Here is a 22,442-nt window from a genome sequence, read left to right on the forward strand (position 1 = left end):
GTCCTGCGCTGGTCGAGGCCATGAGAAGACGCATACATAGCGTGTAATGCTCGATATCTGGGAGGAGGGAGTATGGCAGGCGTTCAATTCGCGGATGTGCGGAAATCGTTCGGTGCGTTTCCGGTCATCAAGGGTGTGAACATCGACATTGCGGACGGAGAGTTCGTGATCCTGGTCGGCCCTTCGGGCTGCGGCAAGTCCACGCTTTTGCGCATGTTGGCCGGGCTCGAAAACATCTCCGCCGGCGAAATCAGGATCGGCGGGCGAGTGGTCAACACGCTGCCGCCAAAGGATCGCGACATCGCCATGGTGTTCCAGAACTATGCGCTCTACCCGCATATGACTGTGCAGCAGAACATGGGTTTTTCGCTGATGCTCAACAAGGCGCCGAAGGCGGAGGCCGAAAAGCGCGTGAAATACGCTGCCGGCATCCTCGGCCTTGACGCCCTGCTCGATCGCTATCCGCGCCAGCTGTCCGGCGGCCAGCGCCAGCGCGTTGCCATGGGCCGCGCCATCGTGCGCGATCCGGAAGTCTTCCTTTTCGACGAGCCGCTTTCCAATCTCGACGCGAAGCTGCGCGTCGCCATGCGCGCCGAGATCAAGGAACTGCACCAGCGGCTGAAGACCACCACCGTCTACGTCACCCACGACCAGATCGAAGCGATGACCATGGCCGACAAGATCGTCGTCATGCATGACGGCATCGTCGAGCAGGTGGGCTCGCCGCTGGAGCTCTACGACAAGCCGGCCAATCTCTTCGTCGGCGGCTTCATCGGCTCGCCGGCCATGAACATGATCAAGGGCAGGCTCGATCCCGAGAATGCGGGGCGTTTCATCACGGCCGACGGCACGGCGCTGCCGGTCGTCAATGCGCCGGAGAGCGCAAGGGGGCGAGACCTCATCTACGGGCTTCGGCCGGAATATATCCTGCTCGATAGTGGCGGCCTGTCCGGCGAGATCGTGGTGATCGAGCCGACCGGCTACGAGACGCATCTGACCCTGAAACTTGGCGGTAACGACCTCAACTGCGTCTTCCGCGAGCGCGTCAATGCGCGGCCGGGTGAAAGGCTCAACGTGGCGATCGATGCCGCGCATGTTCACCTCTTCGACGCCGAAGGCGGCCGGAGACTGAGTAACTGACGCTGTCGGGCAGGACGCGGGAGAGGAGGAGTCTTCCCGTCCGTTCGCGAGATGGCGGCATCCGCTTTTTGCGGATGCAGGTACCGTCGTTCATCAAGCGGGAGATGAATGCCGGAGAATTCGCTCCCGCTTTTTCAAGGAGGAGGAATATCATGACGATCAAGAGACGTGAATTTCTTGCCGCTTCGGCAGCTGCAGCCGGCGTTGCCGGCCTCGGCATCAGGCCTTCGTTCGCACAGGCCGAGCCGACCTATACGCCCGAAAGCGGTGCGAGCCTGCGCCTGCTGCGCTGGACACCCTTCGTGAAAGGCGATGAGGAGGCCTGGCTTGCCAATACCAAGAAATTCACCGAGGCGACGGGTGTCGAAGTCCGTATCGACAAGGAGAGCTGGGAAGACATTCGCCCGAAAGCTGCGGTGGCGGCCAATGTCGGTTCCGGTCCCGACCTTATCATGTGCTGGTTCGACGATGCCCACCAGTACCCCGACAAGCTGGTCGACCTGACCGAACTGGCCAATTACCTCGGCAACAAATACGGCGGCTGGTATGACGGCGTCAAAGGCTACGCCTCGCGCGGAGACACGTTCATCGCCATGCCGCTGACGGCGATCGGCAATGCGGTGGTCTATCGCGACAGCCATGTGAAGGCGGCCGGCTTCAGCGAGTTCCCGAAGGATACGGCCGGCTTCCTCGAACTTTGCAAGGCGATGAAGGCCAAGGGCACGCCGGCGGGCTTCCCGCACGGAAAGGCCGTCGGCGACGGCAACAACTATGCGCATTGGCTGCTCTGGAGCCACGGCGGCAAGATGGTCGACGAGGGCGGCAAGGTGACGATCAACAGCCCGGAAACGCTGGCCTCGATCAACTATGCCAAGGAACTCTATGCGACCTTCATTCCGGGCACGGAGAGCTGGCAGGACGTCAACAACAACCGCGCCTTCCTTGCCGGCCAGGTTTCGCTGATCGCCAACGGCGTATCGGTCTACTACACGGCCAAGGGCGATCCGAAGCTCGCAGATATCGCCAAGGACATTCGCACGACGAATTTCCCGATCGGCCCGGTCGGCCAGAGCGTCGAGCTGTGCCAGACGAGTTCGCTGCTGCTCTTCAAGCACAGCAAATATCCGGAAGCCGCAAAGGCCTACATCAAGTTCATGATGGAAGCCGATCAGATGAATGCCTGGATCCAGGGCTCCAGCGCCTATTGCTGCCAGCCGCTCAAGGAATTCGCCAAGAACCCGATCTGGACCGCCGATCCGATCCACGCGCCCTATGCACGCGCCTCTGAAAAGCTGCGCCCGAACGGCTATGCCGGCCCGCTCGGTTATGCCTCGGCGGCCACCATGGCCGATTATGTGCTGGTCGACATGTATGCCGCGGCCGTCACCGGCCAGATGTCGCCGGAAGACGCGATGAAGGAGGCAGAGCGCCGGGCAAACCGCTACTATCGCGTCTGACGGCGCTTTTCCAAGACGAGCGGCATGCCGGAAACCGGCATGTCGCAAGCCCCGAGGGCATATGGCAATCTGGAGATAAGCAATGTCGACGGTGAATTCCGGGGATACGCGGGCAGCGGCCCCCTCGCTCCTGCAGAACAACAATGTGCTCGGCTTCCTGTTCATGCTGCCGGCAGCGGTCTTCCTCGTCTGCTTCCTGACCTATCCGCTCGGCCTCGGCGTCTGGCTCGGCTTCACGGACACGCGCATCGGCCGCGACGGCATTTTCATCGGGCTGGAAAACTACCAGTACCTGATGGACGACAACGTGTTCTGGCTGTCGGTCTTCAACACCGTCCTCTACACGTTCGTTGCCTCGGTGCTGAAGTTTGCGCTCGGCCTGTGGCTCGCACTTCTCTTGAACCAGCATCTGCCGTTCAAAAGCTTCTTCCGGGCGATTGTGCTTCTGCCCTGGGTCGTGCCGACCGTGCTGTCGGGCCTGGCTTTCTGGTGGATCTACGATTCCCAGTTCTCCATCATCTCCTGGTCGCTGATGCAGCTTGGCCTGATCGATGCACCGATCAACTTCCTCGGCGATCCCACCAACGCGCGCATTTCCGTCATCGTCGCCAATGTCTGGCGCGGCATTCCTTTCGTGGCGATTTCGCTGCTCGCCGGCCTGCAGACCATTCCGGCCTCGCTGCAGGAGGCCGCATCGCTGGACGGCGCCACCAGCTGGCAGCGTTTCCGTTATGTGACGCTGCCGATGCTGACGCCGATCATCGCCGTCGTCATGACGTTCTCGGTGCTCTTCACCTTCACGGATTTCCAGCTCATCTACGTGCTGACCAAGGGCGGCCCGGTCAACGCCACGCATCTGATGGCGACCTTGTCCTTCCAGCGCGGCATCCCCGGCGGCCAGCTCGGCGAGGGCGCGGCGATCGCGGTCGCCATGATCCCCTTCCTGCTTGGCGCGATCATGTTCAGCTTCTTCGGCCTGCAACGCCGCAAATGGCAGCAGGGCGGACAGGACTAGGGAGAAAGACGATGTCGACCAATTCCAACACCGCCAATGCCGTCCTGACCGACAATGCCGAAGGCATGAGCTATCTCAACCGCCTGCCGCGGCGGGTGGTGATGCTCTATCTGCCGATGGCAGTCTTCGTCTTCGTGCTGCTCTTCCCGTTCTACTGGATGGCGATCACCGCCGTGAAGCCGGATGAGCAGCTGACCGACTACAGCAATTACAGCCCGTTCTGGGTGGTCGGGCCGACGCTTGCGCATATCAAATACCTGTTTTTCGAAACGTCCTATCCCGGCTGGATGTGGAACACGATGCTGGTCGCAGTCTGCTCGACCTTCCTCTCGCTCGTGGCGTCGGTCTTCGGCGCCTATGCGATCGAGCGCGTGCGCTTTACCGGTTCCAGGTCCATCGGCCTCGTCATCTTCCTTGCCTATCTCGTGCCGCCGTCGATCCTGTTCATTCCACTTGCCTTCATCGTCTTCAAACTCGGAATCTACGACTCGCGGCTCGCGCTGATCTTCACCTACCCGACCTTCCTCATTCCCTTCTGCACCTGGCTGCTGATGGGCTACTTCCGCTCGATCCCGTTTGAACTGGAGGAAAGCGCGCTGGTGGATGGCGCCAACCGATGGCAGATCCTGACGAAGATCATCCTGCCCCTGGCGGTGCCCGGACTGATCTCGGCCGGCATCTTTGCCTTCACGCTGTCCTGGAACGAATTCATCTACGCCCTGACCTTCATCCAGTCGTCGGAGAACAAGACGATTCCCGTCGGCGTCCTGACAGAACTGGTGCGCGGCGACGTGTTCGAATGGGGATCGCTGATGGCTGGCGCGCTCTTCGGCTCATTGCCGGTCGTCATTCTCTATTCGTTCTTCGTGGACTATTACGTCTCGTCGATGACCGGGGCGGTCAAGGAATGAAAGGGGCAGACGACGCCCCTTTGTCTGTCTAGCGGTTCTTCTTCTTCCGCCATTCCGCGAATTTCTCACGCGGCGCTTCGCTTGTCGCAGGATAAAGGCCGATGATGGTCGCCCCGCCCAGCACTTCCTCGGTGACGAAATCCTCGTAGGCCGTCATCTCGACGGCCTCGTCGGCGATCTCTTCGGCAAGGTGCAGCGGGATGACAACGACGCCCTCGTTGTCGCCAACCATGACATCGCCGGGGAAAACGGCAACATCACCGCAGCCGATCGGAACGTCGATCTCGATCGCCTGATGCAGGGTCAGGTTGGTTGGAGCCGAAGGCCGGTGGTGATAGGCGGGAATGTCGAGGCCGGCGATTTCCGGGCTGTCGCGAAAGCCGCCGTCGGTGACGACACCGGCAACGCCGCGCACCTGCAGGCGCGAGATGAGGATCGAGCCGGCGGAGGCCGCGCGGGCATCGCGCCGGCTGTCCATGACCAGCACGGCGCCCGGCGGGCAGCGCTCGACGGCGGCGCGCTGGGGATGTTCCGGATTGCGGAAGACATCGAGCGTGTTCAGGTCTTCACGCGCCGGGATATAGCGCAGCGTGAAAGCCTGGCCGACCATATTGGTCCTCTTCGGCGACAGCGGGCGCACGTCCTGAATGAACTGGTTGCGAAGGCCGCGCTTGAAAAGAGCGGTGCAGAGTGTGGCGGTCGAGACGCCTTTCAGCTTCTCGCGCGTTTGTTCGCTCAACGTGGTGGTCATATCCTATCCTCCTGAAATCAATAGATATCCGGCTCGTCGGGAGTGGGGCCGAAGCCGGTTTCCAGAAAATCGAAATCGCAGCCGGTATCGGCCTGAGCGATGTGGCGGGCAAACATCCAGCCGTAGCCGCGGCCAAATTTCTCCGCCGGCTTGACCCAGGCGGCGCGACGGCGGGCCAGTTCCTCGTCATCGACAAGCATGTCGATGCGGCGGGCTTCGAGGTCGAGGCGCACGATGTCCCCCGTCTTCAGGAGGGCGAGCGGGCCGCCGACGTGCGATTCCGGCGAAATGTGCAGCACGCAGGCACCGTAGCTCGTGCCGCTCATGCGTGCGTCCGAAAGGCGCAGCATGTCGCGGTAGCCTTTTTTCAGAAGCGCTTTCGGCATCGGCAGCATGCCCCATTCCGGCATGCCGGGGCCGCCTTGCGGGCCGGCGCCGCGCAGCACCATCACATGGTCCGGGGTGATGTCGAGGTTCTCGTCGTCGACCGCTTTCTTCATGTCCGGATAGCTGTCGAAGACGATGGCAGGGCCTTCGTGCTTGTGGAAGCGCGGATCGCAGGCCGCCGGCTTGATGACGGCGCCGGTCGGCGCGAGATTGCCTTTCAGAACCGCGAGCGATCCCTCGTGATAGAGCGGGTTGTCGAGCGAGCGGATCACATCGTCATTGTAGCATCTGGCGCCTTCGAGCGTTTCGCCGAGCGTCGCGCCGGCAACCGTCATCGCCGAGAGATCGAGTTTGGAGGCAAGCTTCGCCATCAGCGCCCGCAGCCCCCCGGCATAGTAGAAGTCCTCCATCAGATAGGTCTTGCCGGTCGGGCGGATATTGGCAAGCACAGGCGTCGTGCGGCCGGCATGATCGAGATCGTCGAGCGTCAGCGGGACGCCCGCGCGCCGCGCCATAGCAACCAGATGCACGATCGCGTTGGTGGAACAGCCTGTCGCCATGGCGACGGTCACGGCATTGGCGACTGCCGCCTGCGTGACGATTTTCGAAGGGACGAGGTCCTCCCAGACCATCTCCACGATGCGGCGTCCGACGGCCGACGACATGCGGATATGGTTGGAATCGGCCGCGGGAATGGAGCTTGCGCCCGGCAGCGTCAGCCCGAGTGCCTCGGCGATTGCCGTCATCGTGCTTGCGGTACCCATGGTCATGCAATGGCCGTAGGAGCGGGCGATGCCGGCCTCCACCTCGACCCATTCGGCCTCGGAGATCGTGCCGGCGCGGCGCTCGTCCCAGAATTTCCACGCATCCGAACCGGAGCCCAGATATTCACCGCGATAATTGCCGCGCAGCATCGGGCCGGCCGGCAGAAAGATCATCGGCAGGCCCATGCTGAGTGCACCCATGACGAGACCGGGCGTGGTCTTGTCGCAGCCGCCCATCAACACGGCGCCATCGACCGGATGGGAGCGCAGCAGCTCTTCCGCCTCCATGGCGAGCATGTTGCGATAGAGCATGGTCGTCGGCTTGACGTAGCTCTCTGAGAGCGACAGCGCCGGCAGTTCGAGCGGGAAGCCGCCGGCCTGGAAGATGCCGCGCTTCACATCCTCCACACGATGCTTGAAATGCGCATGGCAGGGATTGGCATCCGACCAGGTGTTGAGAATGGCGATGACAGGCTTGCCCGCCCATTCTTCCGGTCCGTAGCCCATCTGCATGGTGCGGGAGCGGTGCCCCGAACTTCTGAGGTCGTCCGGCGCGAACCATCTGGCACTGCGTAGCGTGGAAGGCGTCTTCCTGGCATTCATCGTTTTTGAAGTCCTGTCTCGCACTGAAGAAGATGCCGCCCGTTTCTGTCTCGGCGGCATTGCACGGGCCTGACTAAAGCACTAATGTATCAGTGCATCAAGCCACAAAATATGTTTAAACGGTCGGCAGTGCTTCGACAGGATGGGATGACAGGCGTGAAAGTAAACCGAACCGAATTTGCCCTTGACCGAACGCGCCAGGTCGCGCCGCAAATTCTTGAAATCCTTCGCTCCCGCATTCTCTCGATGGATCTGACGCCGACCACGGTCCTGTCGCGTATGTCGCTGCAGAGCGAGTTCAATGTCAGCCAGACGCCGGTGCGCGATGCCTTGATCCGGTTGGAAGAGGAGGGACTGGTCGAGGTCTATCCGCAATATGCCACTGTCGTCGCCAAGATCGATATCGACCACGCCACCCAGGCGCATTTCCTGCGGCTGTCGATCGAACTCGAGGCGGTTCGCCGGCTGACGCTTGAAAGCCCCGCCGAGACGGCGCAGGCGCTTGAACGACTGCTTCGGCAGCAGGAGGCGGTGGCTTCGCCGGATCAGTTTGACCAGTTCGATGCGCTCGACAAGGATTTCCATCGGACGTTGTTTGAACGCAGCGGCATTCTCGGCCTCTGGGCAACCGTTCGGCGCCAAAGCGTGCATCTCGACCGGCTGCGCCGCCTCAACCTGCCAATGCCGGGCAAGCTGGAAACGGTGCTGGCCGACCATCGGGCCATCATCGAGGCGGTTCGCTCCGGCGATCCTGAAAAGGCGGTCGCGGCCATGCGCAAGCACCTGTCCGGCACGCTGTCGATCATCGATCTCATCTGCGACCAATATCCCGATTTCGTCCAGCGTTAGGAGTCTGCGGGAAGCAGGCCGCGCAGGAGATGGCCGGAAGCATCGTTCCGGTCCGGATCGGCCATGCGGCGCGTGGTGACGAAGAGCGTGCGCGGCATCGTCCGGTTCATCACGAGCTTGGTCGGATGGGTTATCGCAAGCTCGACCGGCTCAAGCGGTTCGCCCGTTGGTGCAAAGCGCAGCAATTGCGAGCCGCCGACCCCGGCGATCCAGTAGACGCCGTCCTCATCGACGAACGCGCCGTCGGGGCGTCCGGCAAAGGCATGTGTCGTCGCAAAGACCCGCCGATGGGACGGCGTGCCCGTGGCAAGGTCATAGTCGCAGGCCCAGATCGTCTGCACCGACGGATGGGAATCGGAATCCTTCGCCGCGCCGGATCGAAGGCGAGACCGTTCGGCGTCCAGAAATTTTCGAAGACCCGGCGGTGGCTGAAATCGGGCTCGATACAGAAAATCGCGCCGGCCGGTGAGGCCATCTCCCGCTGCATCGTGCCCGCCCAGAGCCGGCCGGCTGGATCGAGGGTGCCGTCGTTGAAGCGAACGTCAGGGCGGCTTTCCGGTGCGCAGACGCGGCTGAACCGGCCCGCCTGCCGGTCAAAGAGGAAGATGCCGGTCGCAAGGCCTGCGAGCAGCGTTCCATCCGCTCGCAGGACAATGCAGCCGACCGCTTCGGGTGCATCCCATGCAGAGGTCCTGCCGGTTGCCGCATCGGTGCGCAGCAGTTTCCGGCCATCGGTATCCACCCACCAGATGCAATTTTCCGCCTCCGACCAGACCGGGCTCTCGCCAAGAGACGCCCAGCGGTCGGAGAAGACTTCGAATGCAGCAGTCATTTTGCTCCCAGGCTCGCCTCGCCGCCCACCCGTTCACCGGAAAGGCCGCTGACGAGGTCCTTCCAGCGGCCGAGCCGCGGTGCCGTTTCCGGCAAGGCTGCCGTGCAGGCGATGGTGATGATGCAGCCGAGGCCAATATAGCCTGCCAGTGCCCAGGGCGCACCATTGGCGATCTCCAGCAACCAGCCGGCGGCAAGCGTGCCGACCGAGCCGATCAGCGCACCGATCTGCTGGATGAAGGAAACGCCACTCGCCCGGATCGGTGTCGGGAAGAATTCCGAATAGAACGCGGCCTGTGGTGCGTACATGGCGGCATGGCCAAGGGCGAGAGCCGCGGCAAGGCCGACCCAGATATAGCTGTCCATGCGGTAATAGATCAGCGCAAAAGCCGGGAAGGCAGCAAGCAGGACGCAGGCGGCGCCGAACATGTAGACCGGCTTGCGGCCGATACGATCCGACAATGCGCCGAACATCGGCATGCTGATCAGTTCCAGCACGATCGCGACCAGCGAGGCCGAAGTCATGACGGGACGCGAGACGCCGCGGCTGGTGGCATAAGCGGTCACGAGCACCGCAAAGCTGGTGAAGGCGACGCTTTCGGCGAACTTGCTGCCGCAGCCGAGGATGAGGAAACGCGGATATTTGCGCAGGATTTCCACCAGCGGATGAGGATCCTCGGCGCGGCGCTTGCGCATTTCCAGAAAGAGCGGCGATTCGGTCAGCGACAGCCGGATATACATGCCGATCCCTACCAGGACGAGGCTGAGCAGGAATGGAATGCGCCAGCCCCAGCTGATGAAGGCGTCCTCGGACAGAAGCGTCGTGAGTGCGGCGAAAATGCCGAGCGGCAGGATGAAACCTGCCGGTGCGCCCATCTGCACCCAGGAGCCGAAGAAGCCGCGCTGGCGCGCCGGCGCGTGCTCGCACATGATCAGGATGGCGTTGCCCTGTTCACCGCCGATGCCGAAGCCGTGCAGCATGCGGATAAACAGCAGGACCAGCGGTGCGGCAATGCCGATCTCGTTATAGGTCGGCATCAGGCCGATGACGAAAGTGGCGATGCCGACGATGAGCAGCGTCGTCACCAGAGCGCTCTTGCGGCCGTAGCGGTCGCCGAGATAACCGAACAGCAGTCCGCCGATCGGGCGCACGAAAAAGCCGGCCGCATAGGTCGCCAGCGCCACCAGGGATCCGACGAGCGGATCGAAGCTCGGGAAAAAGAGCTTGTTGAAGACGAGCGCCGAAGCGGTCGCGTAAATGAAGAAGTCATACCACTCCACCGTGGTGCCGATGCAGGAGGCGATCGCCACCCTGCGCATCATCCCGGGCGACGGTTCGGTCGCCGGATTTCGATTCTGTTCCATGAAAGCCTCCCAACGCCACAACTCGCAGCGAGAAATGCACTAAAGCACTAATGCATCAATATATCAATACGGCATTCGACAGCGTTCCACAGCAGTCCCTCTGGAGATCCGTCTGCCGATGCGGCCACTTGCGGAGCCAGCGTCGGGGCAGGAGAAGCGGGGAGTGCTGGCGCACTGCATTCGTGGGGCTCGCGGCCTGCGACAAGCGCGGCCCGAATGCGAAAGAGGGGGCCGGTCACTCGCCGCAGGTCTGCCTGTCACGGGCATGCTGAAGCTGCGGCGGCTGCCCCTGTCACGATCTCGTGTGGCATGTTTTGCGCCCTTCGCGTGGCGCTATCCTGAAAGCTCGGCTATGCTTGATTGTGTTCCGGGCGAGTTTTTTGCGGCTTTACAAACCGCGCCGCTTACCCTCTGGTTGCCAAAAAACCACAATTGCCTCACCTAGATCGCACACAGACCAGGGGCATTAAGAATTGGATCAACGCTGAATGCGCTTACCATACGTTTTTCTTGCGGCATGTCTTGTCATCGTACCGGCCGCTTATGCTGAAGTTGCTTCTCCGCCGGATTTGGCGCCGCTGAAGCGGCAGGCGCAAGCCGCTCAGTTGAGCGCACAGCTGTTGACGCGCTTCAGCTACAAACCCGTTCCCCTGGACGATGCCCTGTCGGAAAAGATCATGGATCGGTTCATCGAATCGCTTGATCCGGACCGCATGCTTTTCCTGCAGGCCGACATCGACAAATTCATGTCCGACCGCAGCAAGATCGATGATGCCATCGAACGGCAAAATCTGAAGATCCCGTTTGCGGTCTTCAACACCTATGAACGGCGCGTCGTCGACCGCATGAACTACGCGCGCAATTTGCTCAAGCAGGATTTCGATTTCGGCACGCAGGAAAACTATTCTGTGTTGCGCGATAAAGCGCCGTGGCCGCAGTCTGAAGCCGAGAGCAACGAACTTTGGCGCAAACGTGTCAAGAGCGACTGGCTGCGCCTGAAGCTGGGCGGCCAAAGCGATGCGGCTATTCGTGAGACGCTCGACAAACGTTATGCCAATACGCTCGAGCGCGTCTACAAGTACAAGAGTGACGACGTATTCCAGTCGTTCATGGATGCCTATGCGACGTCGATCGACCCGCATACCGATTATTTCGGTGCGACCGCTTCGGCCGACTTCGACATTGCGATGAAGCTTTCGCTGGTTGGTATCGGCGCGGTACTGCAGGAGCGGGACGACTATACGACGATCCGGGAACTCGTGCCTGGCGGGCCGGCGCAGTTGTCCGGCAAGCTTTCGGTCGGAGACCGTATCACCGGCGTTGGTCAGGGCAAGGACGGGGCGATCAAAGATGTCGTGGGCACGCGGCTTGACGAAGTCGTGCAAATGATACGCGGGAAAAAGGGCTCCGTCGTGCGCCTGGACATCCTGCCGGCCGATGCCGGCGCAGACGGCGCGCATCGCGTGATCAGCCTTGTGCGCGACAAGATCAGCCTGGAAAAACAGGCCGCCCGAAAGTCCGTACTTTCCGTGAAGGTGGGCGACGTCACGCGCAAGATCGGGGTGATCACCCTGCCGACATTCTACGAGGATTTCGAGGCCCGGCACAAAGGCGACAAGGACTACAAAAGTGCAAGCCGCGATGTCGCCAAGCTTCTTGACGAGCTGAAGCAGGAAAAGGTCGATAGCGTCCTCATCGACGTGCGCAACAACGGCGGCGGTTCCCTGGACGAGGCGATTGATCTGACCGGCCTGTTCATCGGCAATGGCCCGGTCGTGCAGCAGCGCAGCAGCGACGGCAAGGTCGCCGTCAGAAGCGCCGAGTTTGCAGCCCCTGCCTGGACAGGTCCGATGGGTGTCCTGATCAATCGCGGCTCGGCGTCGGCCTCTGAGATTTTTGCGGCGGCGATCCAGGATTACGGTCGCGGCGTGATCATCGGCGAGCCCAGCTTCGGCAAGGGCACGGTTCAGACTGTGGTCGATCTTGACCAGATGGTTCGCAACAGCAGACCCGAATTCGGGGAGCTGAAAGTGACGATCGCACAGTTTTTCCGGGTGAACGGCGGTACGACGCAGCTGCGCGGCGTGACGCCCGATATCAGCTTGCCGGGACTTTCCGATCCGAAGAGCTTCGGCGAGACCAGTTATGACAACGCCTTGCCGTGGGCCGAGATCAAGCCCGCGAACTACACGCCTGCCGACACGGTCGCGAAGTCGCTGCCGATATTGCAGAGCCGGCATGATGCGCGGGTCGGGAGCGATCCGGACTTCCAGAGTCTGGTGAAGGACATTGCCGACCTGAAGGCGCAGCGGGAGAAAGGTATTGTCTCCCTCAACGAAGCCGAACGTCGCAAGGAAGCGGCGGCTCGAGAAAGCCGACGCAAGTCTCAGGCGCAGCTGAGCGACGGCGAGGCTTCTGCCGGAGATGACGGATTGCAGGCCGACGAGCGCAGCTTGAGCGCCGATCTCGCCATCGAGAATGCCCGCAAGAAGGCAAAAGACGTCCTGCTCGACGAGGCGGCCGCCATTCTTGCCGACGAGGTGGACCTCCAGGAGGGCGCAGCCACGAAATAGTCGGCGAACGCGGCCGGAAAGCAGTCAGACCAGAGCGCCGTGCGATCGATAGGCGCCAGTAAGCGCTCTTTCGACGCCTCGTAATTCGGCAAGCCCTTTCATCCGTCCGATCAGCGGATAGCCGGGCTGCCCGCCGCGGCCGATGTCATCAAGGATTTCCTGGCCGTGATCCGGCCGCATCGGGATCTGATGGTCGGCCCGGCCCTGTTTGCGCCGGCTGGCTTCCTCGCGCACGATCGCGCCGATCAGGGCGACCATGTCGACGCTGCCGTCCAGATGCTCGCTCTCATGGAAGGAGCCGCCGGCAATGTCGCTCTCGCGCAGGACGTTTCGCAGATGCAGGAAATGTACGCGATGACCGAGGCGTTCCATCATGCCCGGCAGATCGTTGTCGCAACGAGCGCCGAGCGCGCCCGAGCATAGCGTGATGCCGTTTGCTGGATCGTCGACGGCTTCGATGATCCGGCGATAGTCGTCCTCTGTCGACATGATCCGCGGCAGGCCCATCAGCGGGAATGGCGGATCGTCCGGATGGCAGCAGAGGCGCAGGCCAAGCCGGCTTGCCACAGGTATCACCTCGGACAGGAAATCGATGAGGTTGGCGCGCAGGCGATCCGGTGGGATCGCGCCATATTCGGCCAGATGCTGGCGCACCTTGTCGAGCGAAAGATGGTCCGCCGCGCCAGGCAGGCCGGCCATGACGGCCGCGGCGATGGAAGCCTTGCGCGCCTCGTCCATGCCCGCAATGCGTCGCTCGGCCGCCTCGACGATTTCCTCGGCGAAATCGCCTCTGGCGGCGGGGCGCTGCAGCAGGAAGATATCGAAGACGGCAAAATCGGCGGCATCGTAACGCATCGTGGTGCCGCCATGGGGCACGCGCCAGCGCAAATCCGTCCGCGTCCAGTCGATCACCGGCATGAAATTGTAGCAGATGGTCGAGATTCCGGCGGCGGCCAGGTTTTCGAGGCTCTGCCTGTAGTTGGCGATATGTGTGCGCCATTCGCCTTTCTGCTTCTTGATCGCCTCGGAAACCGGGAGGCTTTCGACCACCTCCCAGGCGAGCCCGGATGGCGTCCCGTCGCTGCGCCGGGTGATCTGCTCCTGGCGCCGGGCGATCTCTTCCGGCGTCCAGAGATTGCCGTCCGGCACATGGTGAAGCGCCGATACGATGCCTGTCGCCCCGGTCTGAACGATATCGTCGATACGGGTCGTGTCATGGGGGCCGAACCAGCGCCATGTATGTTTCATGGGTTTCCTCTCGACTGCCGCCGGCCCGCCGGCCGTTTCTGTCAGGTGTCGATCCGCAGGCCGTCCGCATCGAAAAGATGCCAATGGTCCGGGCGGGGGACAATCGTCAGTGTGTCGCCGCGCTCGACCTGACTTTGACCCTGCTGGTGCAGCAGAAGCGGTTCTCCGTTCGACAGCGTGGAATGCAGGTAGCTGTTGGCGCCATGCTGCTCGGCGACATTGATCGTTACCGGCCAGCCGCTGCCCTGTTCGTTGACCAGGAAATCCTCCGGCCGTACGCCGAGCGTCACCTTCGCGCCGGCGGGCAGCCTGATGCCCGTGGGCAGCGGAAGGGGCGGCAGGCCCTCGGCCACGAAGGTCAGGCTGTTCCCGTCGCAGGCGTCGGCCACGCCGTCGATCAGGTTCATGCGCGGCGAGCCGATGAAGCCGGCAACGAATGTATTGCGGGGCCGGTTGTAAAGCTCGAGCGGGGCGCCGACCTGCTCGATCACGCCGCGACGCAGGACGACGATCTTGTCGGCCATGGTCATGGCCTCGACCTGGTCGTGCGTGACGTAGATCATGGTGTTGCCGAGCCGCTCGTGCAGCTTGGTGATCTCGACGCGCATCAGCACGCGCAATTCGGCGTCGAGGTTGGAAAGCGGCTCGTCGAAAAGGAATATCTTCGGGTCGCGGGTGATGGCGCGGCCGATGGCGACACGCTGACGCTGGCCGCCCGAAAGTTGGCGGGGCCGGCGTTCGAGCAGGGTGTCGATCTGCAGCATCTTGCCGGCCGCATCGACGCGCCGGGCAATCTCGTCCTTCGGCATGCCGATATTTTCCAGTCCGAAACTCAGGTTCTGGCGCACCGTCATGTGCGGGTAGAGCGCATAGGACTGGAACACCATGGCCACGCCGCGGTCGGCGGCAGGCGTATCGACGACGCTCTCGCCGTCGATACGGATATCGCCGCGGCTTGTTTCTTCAAGGCCGGCGATCATGCGCAGCAATGTCGACTTGCCGCAGCCGGAAGGGCCGACGAAGACGACGAATTCGCCGTCCTCGATGTCGAGGTTGATATTGGGGATCACCTCTAGAGCGCCGAAGGACTTGTTGATGTTTTCAAGCACGAGATTGGCCATGGATGAAGCTCACTTGATGCCTGTGGATGCAATGCCTGTTGTGATGTAGCGCTGCAGGAAGATGAAGGCGCAGGCCAGCGGCAGCGCCGTCAGCGTCGTCATGGCCAGCAGCAGGTCGTAACGGACCTCGAATTCGCTCTGGAAGGAGCTCAGCGCGAGCTGCAGCGTGTAGACCTCGCGCCGGTTGAGCACGATCAGCGGCAGCAGGAAGTCGTTCCAGCGCGACAGGATCGAGAAGATCGCCACGACGGCGAGCGCCGGCGAGGAAAGCGGCAGGACGATGCGCCAGAAGATGCGCCATTCGCTGGCATGGTCCATGCGTGCCGCCTCGATCAGTTCGTCCGGAATCGTCAGCATGTACTGCCGCAGCAGGAAGACACCGGTCGGGGTGGCGACCGTGGGCAGGATCACGCCCCAGAGATTACCGACAAGACCAAGTTCCGCGACGATCAGATAGGTCGGTACCAGAACGACGGTTGCCGGGATCATGATCGTCGACAGGATGGAAATCAGCGCGATGTTGCTGCCCTTGAAGCGATATTTCGACAGCGCGAAGGCCGCCATCGAATTCATGACGAGCGTTATGATTGTCGCGACGACGGTAATGAAAAGGCTGTTATACACATAGCCGCCGATTGCCCCGCCGGAATTGGCAACCAGCCCCGTATAGTTTTCGATTGCCAGCCGGACCTTGCGCACGGCCACCGCGTCGGTCACGGAAACGGTGACGCGGCCGGCCCCAGGATTGGCGGGATCGATCATCTGCGCATTGCGGCCGACGCGGCGGATCTGGGCAAGCCGGTGCTGCGAGCCATCCTTCAGCGTCACGTCGTAAAGCGGCAGCGGCTGGTCGAAACCCTCGACGACGGCGGTCTCGTTGGAGTAGGGCAGGATACTTGGCGGAAATTCCTGCAGGTTCGCCTGGGTCTTGAACGACGAGAGCACCAGCCAGGCGACCGGCGTGAACATGATCAGCAATCCCAGCACCAGGAAGCCATAGGTCAGCACATCGCTGAAATCCATTCTCCGGCGCCCGCGCCGCGCCGTCAGCAGGCCGCGCACGGATGTTTCGGGTTTGTTGAGCGCAACATCAGCCATTCTGCGAATTCCTCGACAAACGAAGCTGGAGAGCGGTGAATATGAGGAGAACGATGCCGAGAAGGATCGACGCCGCGGCGGCAAGGCCGAAATTGCGCGGCTGAACGGCAAAGCCGACCTCATAGATATACTGGACAATCAGCATGGTGGCCGAGCCGGGTCCGCCACCGGTCAGCACGTAGAGCTCGTCGAACGTCTGCACCGAACGGATGACACAGAGCACGAAGACGACGAGCAGGACGGGTTTCAGCAGCGGCAGCGTAATGCGGGTGAAGACGCGCCAGTTGGTGGCGGAATCCATCTTCGCCGCCTCGTAGACATCCTTGGGAATGGACTGCAGTCCGGCAAGCAGGATGATCGTGTAGAAGCCCATATGCGCCCAGACGGTCACGAACACGGACCAGAAGAAGGCCGTATTCGGAAATACCAGCCAGTTGACCGGCTCGATTCCAATTGCCGTCAGGATGCCGTTCAGCGCGCCGTTGCGCTGCAGGATCCATTGCCAGGTCAGCGCGACCACGACAGGCGAGAGCATGACCGGAAAGAAGAAGACCGCCCGGAAGAAGCCGCGGCCCTTGATCTCGCGGTTAAGGCAGACGGCGGCAAGCAGCGCCACGCCGATCATGCAGATGACCTGTACCGGCACGAAGACGAGGCTGTTTCCGACAGCACGCCAGAACAGGTCGCTGGCGCAGCTCGATGCGTCGAAATAATTGCGGCAGTCGAAGAGTGTGGCGTAGTTGCCGGTGCCGACGAAAGGCCGTTCGGAAGGATAGAGCCGGTCGCTTCCTGTAAACGAATAGAAGACGTTGACGACGACCGGGAGGAGCGAGAACAGAAGCACGGCCAGAAGGTTGGGCAGGAGGAACACCCACGGCATTCGCCTGATGCCCAAAACCTTCTGCAATCCCGTCATGACCGGCTCGACGATGCGCGCCGGCAGCACGACGATACTGGCTGCAATCTCAGCCGTCTGGCTTTTCAAGCCCATGTCCTCGTCCTCCCGCTGCTCTTACTTGCCGCCGGCAGCGTTGATGGCGAGCTCGACATCCTGCTTGATCCTCGCAAGCGCGGTATCGACGTCGAGTTCACCGTTCAGAACCTGGCTGATGCGCGTCGTCATCGCGTTCATCATGGCGCGCTGATAGCGCCAGCCCTGGAAGCGGTAAGCGGCCGGTGACATCTTCGGGATCTGGGCGATGAAGGTCGACAGCGACTGCTGCGTGCGCTCGGACGCGCCGGGATAGGTCACGCCTCCTTCGATCAGCGATTTGCTCGAGGGGATTTCCACGGCCGCAGCGATGATCTCGGCATTGTTCTTCGGCTGGGCGACATAGTCGATGAACTTGCCGACAAGCTCCGGGTTCTTCGTATGCTTGAAGCCGACGAGCGCACCGCCGCCCGGCATGACCGTGCAGGAAGCGGGGCCGCAGGGGGCGGGCACGACTTCCCAGTCGAAGAGATCGCCGACCTCCTTGTCCATCTGGCTCAAGGTCCAGGAACCGCCGAAATAGAACACCGTCTTGGCGTTCAGGAAGTCGGAAAAGAGTTCGCGATGCGTTGCGCCGCCGACCGCGCCCCACAGGTCCATCGGCATCGTGCCGTCCTTGTGCCAGGCGACGAACTGTTCGATGGCATCCTTCAGGCCCTTGTCGATCACCGGCTGGCCCTTGTCGTCGACGAGTTCGGCGCCGTAGCTGATGGCAAGGCTGGCAAAACGGTGGCCGGACCGGTCCATTTCCATCGAAAAATCCGTGCCGGTGGCCTTGGCGACCTTACGTGTCGCATCCGCCCATTCGGCCCAGGTCGCACCCTCCTTCGGAACCGGAACGCCAGCCTGTTCGAAGAGCGTGAGGTTCACATAGGCGCCGTTGACCGTCAGCGAGGTCGGCATGCCGTTGATCGCCTTGCTGCTCGGGTTGGCGCCGCGCAGCCATTGCAGCACCTGTCCGTATTCCTTCTCGAAAGAGGCGACGTTCACATAAGGCGTAAGATCGAGATAGTAGCGGCTGAGGCCGCCGAGGTCGGTGATGATCGCCGCATCAGGCCCTTCGCCGGATTCAAGCTGCACCGGCAGGCTCTCGACGATCGTCTGATAGCTTACGGTTTCCAGCTTGACTGTCGTGCCTGGATTGTCGGCCTCGAAGCGTTTGGCAATCGGCGCCATCGTCAGGCAGCCGAAACCAATATCGTCACAATAGACCGTAATTTCCTGCGCCTGGGCAATACCCGTCAGCGCCGTGACTGCGAGCAGCGCCGATGCCGCCCGCAAGCCAATGCGAGTGAGTGTCATATCTTGCTCCTCCAGAGATCCGGCCAAGGGCCTCCCGCCCATCCTGCAATCTCGCTAAAAGCTTGTCTGGTCTTACCAGATTGTCAACCAGCTTTCTGAAACAAATTTTTTATTCCTTTTATATCAATAGGATGGATTGATGGATGGTGAAATTCACCCCGAAACCCAGCTTGACATGACGTTTTTTTGGATATCTGGTCTAACCAGTTTGGGCGGCTGGGAGTGCTGTCAAAACCAGGAGGATACAATTGCGATGCTGAGATTTGCCGTCGTCGGGATCGACCATGGGCATACGTTCGATCATGTGAAGGGCTTGCTGGCGGCGGGTGGCGAATTCGTCGGCTATTGCCCGCAGACGAGCGTGCCCGCGATCCGGGAGAATTTCGAGAAGACCTATCCGGATGTCCCGCAGATCGACCGGGAAAGGATCTTTGCCGATGCCTCGATCGACGTGATCTGCATTGCCGCCATCCCGCGCGACCGCGCCGGCCTTGCCATCCGTGCCATGAGGGCGGGCAAGGATGTGATGACCGACAAGCCGGGTGTGACCACCTTCGCCCAGCTCGACGAGGTCAGGCGCACGGTTGCCGAGACCGGCAGGATCTTTTCCATCTGCTTTTCCGAGCGCCATTGCGTGCGCTCCGCCGTCAAGGCCGGCAAGCTGGTGAAGGAAGGGGCGATCGGCAAGGTGATCCAGACGCTCGGCATGGGGCCGCACCGGCTGCAGCTGCCGACGCGGCCGGACTGGTTCTTCGACCCGGAGGCCTTCGGCGGCATCATCGTCGATATCGCCTCGCATCAGGTCGACCAGTTCCTGTTTTATACCGGCTCGACGACGGGCGAGGTGGTCGCAAGCTCGGTCGGCAATTTCGGCATGCCGCAAAAGCCGGATTTCCAGGATTTCGGGGAAGTGCTGCTGCGCTCCGACAAGGGCACGGGTTATATCCGCGTCGACTGGTTCACGCCCGAAGCCTTGCCGACCTGGGGCGACGGCCGCCTGACCATCCTCGGGACCGAGGGATATATCGAGCTGCGCAAATATATCGATATTGCCGGCCGGCCGGGCAAGGATCATCTCTTCCTCGTCAACGGCAAGGAGATGACGCATATCGACTGCAGCGATGAGAAGCTCGACTATTTCGAGGCGTTCGCCGCCGACGTGCGCGACCGCTCCGAAACCGCAATGACGCAGAACCATGTCTATGAGGTCTGCCGCCTCTCGCTCGAGGCACAGACGAAGGCCGCCAGGCTCGGCGGACGGTAAGGAGGAGAATATATGACGAAGAAATTGCGTGTCGGCGTCGTCGGTGCGGGCATCGCCGCCCGTCACCTGATCGGCTACGACTGGAACAAAGACCTTTTCGAAGTCCCCGTACTTTGCTCTCTGGACGAAGATCGCGGCCGCGAACTCTGCGCCAAGCACGGCATTGCGCAATATACCCAGAATGTCGAAGAGCTTTTCGCGCGTGACGATCTCGACATCATCGACGTGTCGACGCCGCCGGATTCGCATTTTGCCCTGTGCAGGAAGGCGATCGAAAGCGGCAAGCATGTGATCTGCGAAAAGCCGCTCTTCGGCTCCATCGCCGACGTCGACGAGATGAGCCGCATCGTCGCCCGCTCCGGCAAGAAGCTGATGCCGATCTTCCAGTACCGCTATGGAAGCGGCCTGCAGAAACTGAAACTGCTTATCGAGCGGGGCCTCACCGGCCGGCCGTTCATGACGACGATCGAGACCCATTGGTGGCGCGGCCCCGCCTATTACGAGGTTCCGTGGCGCGGCAAATGGGCGACGGAGCTTGGCGGTGGCCTGCTCGGCCATGCGATCCACGCGCATGATATGCTGAATTACGTCCACGGCGCCTGCGCCGAGGTCTTTGCCTATGGCGCCACGCTCCTGAACAGGATCGAGGTCGAGGATACGATGGCGCTTGCCGTGAAAATGCAGAACGGCTCGCTCGCCACGCTGTCGATGACGCTCGGCTCGCGCAAGGAAATCTCAAGGCTGCGTTTCTGCTTCAGCGATCTCGTCGCCGAAAGCATTCTGGAGCCCTACACGATGGGCCGCGACCCCTGGACCTTCACCGCCGGTACGGAGGAACATCAGAAGGCGGTGGATGACGTGCTTGCCGGCTACCAGCCGAAGGAAGATGGCTATACGCGCCAGTTCGAGCTGTTCCATCAAGCGCTTATGGAAGACAGGGATCCGCCGGTCACGCTGCAGGACGCACGCAACTCGCTCGAACTGGTGACGGCCGCTTACTATTCGCAGCGCACCGGCCGGCCGACGCCGATGCCCATTGCGGCGGACCATCCGCTGTATCGTTCCTGGCTGCCTGAAGAGGAGCAGCGCCTGGCCGCCAACGCCTGATAGAATAGGCCATCGCAAAGTCGCGTCGCTCGAGCGGGCGGCGCAGACAAGGAGAGAGTGAATGGAGTTCGCCGCACAAGGCTTCCGAATTCAGGGTGAACAGCGTCTGTACCAGATCGTTGCCCGACGCATCGCCCGCATGATCGAGGCGAACGCCGCAAATCCGGAGTGGCGCATGCCCTCCGAGCGGGAGTTGGCCGAGGAGCTCCAGGTCAGCCGGCCCGTCGTGCGCGAGGCCGTTATTGCGCTTGAGATGCGCGGTATCGTCGAGGTCAAGGGCCGGGCGGGCATCGTGGTGCTGCCGGCAAGAAACGTCCCGAGCAATTTCGACAAGATCAGCGCCGATATCGGCCCAGGTCCGTTCGAGCTGCTGGAGGCGCGGCTCGCGGTCGAGTCGAGCGCGGCCGCCATGGCTGCGGAACGGGCGACGAATTACGATATCCTCGTGCTCGAAGAATGCATTGCCCAGATGGAGCAGGAGACCAATGTCATGCTGCTCAAGGAAAAGGGCGACCGCGACTTCCACATGACGATCGCGCGCATGACCGGCAATGCCATCATCGTCTCGATTGTCGAGGCTCTCTGGGCGCAGAGGGACGAATCCGTGATGTGGCGCAAGCTGCACGAACATATTCACGCACCGAGCGTGCGCCCGCTGTGGATCGGCGACCATCACGCCGTCCTGACTGCTCTTCGCCTGCGCAACCCGGACGCCGCCTACAAGGCCATGGCCCGACATATACGCAATGTGAGCAACGAGTTGATGGACGCATACGAGCGCGGCCGGTTTTCTCCGGACATTATGCAGCTCGACGAAAAGAAGGGCCTCTGAAAATGCTGAAAGCCTTCGAGCACATTGGCATGACGGTCAGCGATATGGACCGTGCCATCGAATTCTACTGCACGCTTCTCGGCCTGCGCCTGCACTTGCGCAAGACCGGGTCCGATGGCTCCGATATCGCCTTCCTCGATGCCGGTGGCGCGATGCTGGAAATCTTCGCGCCCGTCGGCGGTGCCGCGCGGGCCGTCGACGTCCCGGAAGGTGCTGCCGGGCTCAGGCACCTGACGTTCCTGTTCGAGAATATCGACGAGACCTTCGCAAAGCTGAAGAGGGCCGGCGTCGAGCTCAAGGAGCCGCCGCGCCTCGCCATCAATCGCGAGATACTGCACAAGGTAGCGTTCGTACGCGACCCCGACGGCATCCTCATCGAACTTGCCGAGCGAGCGAACTGAAGCTCTCATCACCGGCAGAAAAGAGGAAGGCGTGCCGCCCGCCGGGGCGGCCTTGCCAATCTCGGCTGTCCGCTGAAGGGTGCCTACCGCCAGTCGCGATTCCAGCGATCGTGGCGTCTGTATTCGCGCCAGCCGTAATGCGGACGGTCCCAGCCGTAGCCGCGATGCCAACCGTAATAGCGCGGTGGCGGGGGTGCCCACCGATTGGGCCGGCAGAAGCCGCGGGGGCTCAGGTGATAACCGCGGCCACATGCAAAATCGACCGTTACGACGTTCGAGGCTGCCGGCACCGCAATGTTGCCGACGGGTGCTGCATTCGCGGCTCCAGCGGTTATTCCGGCTGCGAGGAGGGCCGCGGTGACTAGAAGTTTTCGCATGTTCGTTTCTCCGATTGCCGGGGGATTTAGCACCTGCCCCGGTGAACCGGCGCTG

The 22,442-nt window shown here is 62.0% G+C and carries 20 protein-coding genes and 1 pseudogene; 10 read left to right on the forward strand and 11 right to left on the reverse strand.

Annotation, left to right across the window (positions count from 1 at the left end; all coding sequences use genetic code 11):
• Positions 1-72: 72 nt before the first annotated feature.
• The 4 genes from ACU8HS_RS26180 (at position 73) to ACU8HS_RS26195 (ending at position 4,523) form a co-directional block, all read left to right on the forward strand.
• Positions 73-1,140 (forward strand): ABC transporter ATP-binding protein, encoded by a 1,068-nt coding sequence (locus ACU8HS_RS26180; RefSeq protein ID WP_447016024.1) that lies wholly within the window; start codon positions 73-75, stop codon positions 1,138-1,140.
• Positions 1,141-1,292: 152 nt separating this feature from the next.
• On the forward strand, positions 1,293-2,597 hold the full coding sequence (locus ACU8HS_RS26185) for an ABC transporter substrate-binding protein (protein WP_112569902.1): 1,305 nt from the start codon (positions 1,293-1,295) through the stop codon (positions 2,595-2,597).
• Positions 2,598-2,679: 82 nt separating this feature from the next.
• Complete coding sequence (locus ACU8HS_RS26190; protein WP_112754971.1) at positions 2,680-3,612, forward strand: carbohydrate ABC transporter permease; 933 nt, start codon at positions 2,680-2,682, stop codon at positions 3,610-3,612.
• 11 nt (positions 3,613-3,623) lie between these two features.
• Entirely contained in the window at positions 3,624-4,523 is a 900-nt protein-coding gene (locus ACU8HS_RS26195; protein ID WP_112705160.1) for a carbohydrate ABC transporter permease, read from the forward strand.
• 28 nt (positions 4,524-4,551) lie between these two features.
• Here ACU8HS_RS26195 and ACU8HS_RS26200 read toward each other — a convergent pair whose 3' ends face one another.
• Positions 4,552-5,274: a ribonuclease activity regulator RraA gene (locus tag ACU8HS_RS26200; RefSeq protein WP_447016025.1), complete on the reverse strand. Its 723-nt coding sequence runs from the start codon at positions 5,272-5,274 to the stop codon at positions 4,552-4,554.
• Between the two features lie 17 nt (positions 5,275-5,291).
• Complete coding sequence (araD, locus tag ACU8HS_RS26205) at positions 5,292-7,028, reverse strand: L-arabinonate dehydratase (RefSeq protein ID WP_447016026.1); 1,737 nt, start codon at positions 7,026-7,028, stop codon at positions 5,292-5,294.
• Between the two features lie 156 nt (positions 7,029-7,184).
• Here araD and ACU8HS_RS26210 point away from each other — a divergent pair, with 156 nt between their 5' ends.
• Entirely contained in the window at positions 7,185-7,877 is a 693-nt protein-coding gene (locus ACU8HS_RS26210; protein ID WP_112705162.1) for a GntR family transcriptional regulator, read from the forward strand.
• On the opposite strand, the gene ACU8HS_RS26215 is transcribed toward ACU8HS_RS26210, so the two are convergent.
• From ACU8HS_RS26215 to ACU8HS_RS26225, 3 genes and pseudogenes are all read right to left on the reverse strand, one after another.
• Positions 7,874-8,218 carry an SMP-30/gluconolactonase/LRE family protein gene (locus tag ACU8HS_RS26215; protein ID WP_447016027.1) on the reverse strand — a complete coding sequence of 115 codons (345 nt, stop codon included), beginning with the start codon at positions 8,216-8,218 and terminating at the stop codon, positions 7,874-7,876. The genes ACU8HS_RS26210 and ACU8HS_RS26215 overlap by 4 nt on opposite strands.
• Positions 8,219-8,253: 35 nt before the next feature.
• Positions 8,254-8,709, reverse strand: a pseudogene (locus ACU8HS_RS26220) (SMP-30/gluconolactonase/LRE family protein); the annotation flags it as partial.
• Positions 8,706-10,073 carry an MFS transporter gene (locus ACU8HS_RS26225; RefSeq protein WP_377311923.1) on the reverse strand — a complete coding sequence of 456 codons (1,368 nt, stop codon included), beginning with the start codon at positions 10,071-10,073 and terminating at the stop codon, positions 8,706-8,708. The pseudogene ACU8HS_RS26220 and the gene ACU8HS_RS26225, both read right to left, overlap by 4 nt.
• A 488-nt stretch (positions 10,074-10,561) precedes the next feature.
• Here ACU8HS_RS26225 and ACU8HS_RS26230 point away from each other — a divergent pair, with 488 nt between their 5' ends.
• Complete coding sequence (locus tag ACU8HS_RS26230) at positions 10,562-12,646, forward strand: carboxy terminal-processing peptidase (protein ID WP_447016028.1); 2,085 nt, start codon at positions 10,562-10,564, stop codon at positions 12,644-12,646.
• A 24-nt stretch (positions 12,647-12,670) separates the two neighbouring features.
• Here the strand turns inward: ACU8HS_RS26230 and uxuA are convergent, their stop codons facing one another.
• Genes uxuA through ACU8HS_RS26255 form a run of 5 tightly spaced genes read right to left on the reverse strand, consistent with a single transcriptional unit; the run spans position 12,671 to position 18,406 of the window.
• Positions 12,671-13,894, reverse strand: a complete 1,224-nt coding sequence (uxuA, locus tag ACU8HS_RS26235; protein WP_447016029.1) for a mannonate dehydratase — start codon at positions 13,892-13,894, stop codon at positions 12,671-12,673.
• 41 nt (positions 13,895-13,935) lie between these two features.
• Complete coding sequence (locus ACU8HS_RS26240; RefSeq protein WP_112569918.1) at positions 13,936-15,015, reverse strand: sn-glycerol-3-phosphate ABC transporter ATP-binding protein UgpC; 1,080 nt, start codon at positions 15,013-15,015, stop codon at positions 13,936-13,938.
• Between the two features lie 9 nt (positions 15,016-15,024).
• A complete protein-coding gene (locus tag ACU8HS_RS26245; protein ID WP_112569920.1) occupies positions 15,025-16,113 on the reverse strand; it encodes a carbohydrate ABC transporter permease in 1,089 nt (362 codons plus the stop codon).
• On the reverse strand, positions 16,106-17,104 hold the full coding sequence (locus ACU8HS_RS26250) for a carbohydrate ABC transporter permease (protein ID WP_447016030.1): 999 nt from the start codon (positions 17,102-17,104) through the stop codon (positions 16,106-16,108). The genes ACU8HS_RS26245 and ACU8HS_RS26250 overlap by 8 nt, the downstream gene beginning before the upstream one ends.
• A gap of 21 nt (positions 17,105-17,125) precedes the next feature.
• On the reverse strand, positions 17,126-18,406 hold the full coding sequence (locus ACU8HS_RS26255; protein ID WP_377311928.1) for an ABC transporter substrate-binding protein: 1,281 nt from the start codon (positions 18,404-18,406) through the stop codon (positions 17,126-17,128).
• A 253-nt stretch (positions 18,407-18,659) separates the two neighbouring features.
• Between ACU8HS_RS26255 and ACU8HS_RS26260 the strand changes: the two genes are divergently transcribed.
• The 4 genes from ACU8HS_RS26260 to ACU8HS_RS26275 all read left to right on the forward strand — a co-directional run bounded on the left by ACU8HS_RS26260 (position 18,660) and on the right by ACU8HS_RS26275 (position 22,010).
• Positions 18,660-19,670, forward strand: coding sequence for a Gfo/Idh/MocA family protein (locus tag ACU8HS_RS26260; RefSeq protein ID WP_447016031.1), 1,011 nt, complete (start codon positions 18,660-18,662; stop codon positions 19,668-19,670).
• Positions 19,671-19,682: 12 nt separating this feature from the next.
• The gene (locus ACU8HS_RS26265) at positions 19,683-20,777 is read left to right on the forward strand and encodes a Gfo/Idh/MocA family protein (protein WP_113413847.1); all 1,095 of its coding nucleotides are present in this window, start codon (positions 19,683-19,685) and stop codon (positions 20,775-20,777) included.
• Positions 20,778-20,838: 61 nt separating this feature from the next.
• Complete coding sequence (locus tag ACU8HS_RS26270; protein WP_112704390.1) at positions 20,839-21,609, forward strand: FadR/GntR family transcriptional regulator; 771 nt, start codon at positions 20,839-20,841, stop codon at positions 21,607-21,609.
• Positions 21,610-21,611: 2 nt separating this feature from the next.
• Positions 21,612-22,010, forward strand: coding sequence for a VOC family protein (locus ACU8HS_RS26275; RefSeq protein WP_112569068.1), 399 nt, complete (start codon positions 21,612-21,614; stop codon positions 22,008-22,010).
• 83 nt (positions 22,011-22,093) lie between these two features.
• Here ACU8HS_RS26275 and ACU8HS_RS26280 read toward each other — a convergent pair whose 3' ends face one another.
• The gene (locus ACU8HS_RS26280) at positions 22,094-22,387 is read right to left on the reverse strand and encodes a GCG_CRPN prefix-to-repeats domain-containing protein (protein ID WP_112704391.1); all 294 of its coding nucleotides are present in this window, start codon (positions 22,385-22,387) and stop codon (positions 22,094-22,096) included.
• Positions 22,388-22,442 lie beyond the last annotated feature (55 nt).

It is taken from the genome of Rhizobium sp. KDH_Rht_773_N (genome assembly GCF_052946295.1).

Bases quoted from the DNA above. Each gene is read 5' to 3' on its own strand.
- ACU8HS_RS26200 (WP_447016025.1), bottom strand. From the start codon at position 5,274: ATGACCACCACGTTGAGCGAACAAACGCGCGAGAAGCTGAAAGGCGTC.
- ACU8HS_RS26270 (WP_112704390.1), top strand. From the start codon at position 20,839: ATGGAGTTCGCCGCACAAGGCTTCCGAATTCAGGGTGAACAGCGTCTG.
- ACU8HS_RS26250 (WP_447016030.1), bottom strand. From the start codon at position 17,104: ATGGGCTTGAAAAGCCAGACGGCTGAGATTGCAGCCAGTATCGTCGTG.
- ACU8HS_RS26240 (WP_112569918.1), bottom strand. From the start codon at position 15,015: ATGGCCAATCTCGTGCTTGAAAACATCAACAAGTCCTTCGGCGCTCTA.
- ACU8HS_RS26275 (WP_112569068.1), top strand. From the start codon at position 21,612: ATGCTGAAAGCCTTCGAGCACATTGGCATGACGGTCAGCGATATGGAC.
- ACU8HS_RS26245 (WP_112569920.1), bottom strand. From the start codon at position 16,113: ATGGCTGATGTTGCGCTCAACAAACCCGAAACATCCGTGCGCGGCCTG.
- ACU8HS_RS26190 (WP_112754971.1), top strand. From the start codon at position 2,680: ATGTCGACGGTGAATTCCGGGGATACGCGGGCAGCGGCCCCCTCGCTC.
- ACU8HS_RS26260 (WP_447016031.1), top strand. From the start codon at position 18,660: ATGCTGAGATTTGCCGTCGTCGGGATCGACCATGGGCATACGTTCGAT.
- uxuA (WP_447016029.1), bottom strand. From the start codon at position 13,894: ATGAAACATACATGGCGCTGGTTCGGCCCCCATGACACGACCCGTATC.
- ACU8HS_RS26195 (WP_112705160.1), top strand. From the start codon at position 3,624: ATGTCGACCAATTCCAACACCGCCAATGCCGTCCTGACCGACAATGCC.
- ACU8HS_RS26265 (WP_113413847.1), top strand. From the start codon at position 19,683: ATGACGAAGAAATTGCGTGTCGGCGTCGTCGGTGCGGGCATCGCCGCC.
- ACU8HS_RS26180 (WP_447016024.1), top strand. From the start codon at position 73: ATGGCAGGCGTTCAATTCGCGGATGTGCGGAAATCGTTCGGTGCGTTT.
- ACU8HS_RS26280 (WP_112704391.1), bottom strand. From the start codon at position 22,387: ATGCGAAAACTTCTAGTCACCGCGGCCCTCCTCGCAGCCGGAATAACC.
- ACU8HS_RS26230 (WP_447016028.1), top strand. From the start codon at position 10,562: ATGCGCTTACCATACGTTTTTCTTGCGGCATGTCTTGTCATCGTACCG.
- ACU8HS_RS26255 (WP_377311928.1), bottom strand. From the start codon at position 18,406: ATGACACTCACTCGCATTGGCTTGCGGGCGGCATCGGCGCTGCTCGCA.
- ACU8HS_RS26185 (WP_112569902.1), top strand. From the start codon at position 1,293: ATGACGATCAAGAGACGTGAATTTCTTGCCGCTTCGGCAGCTGCAGCC.
- araD (WP_447016026.1), bottom strand. From the start codon at position 7,028: ATGAATGCCAGGAAGACGCCTTCCACGCTACGCAGTGCCAGATGGTTC.
- ACU8HS_RS26225 (WP_377311923.1), bottom strand. From the start codon at position 10,073: ATGGAACAGAATCGAAATCCGGCGACCGAACCGTCGCCCGGGATGATG.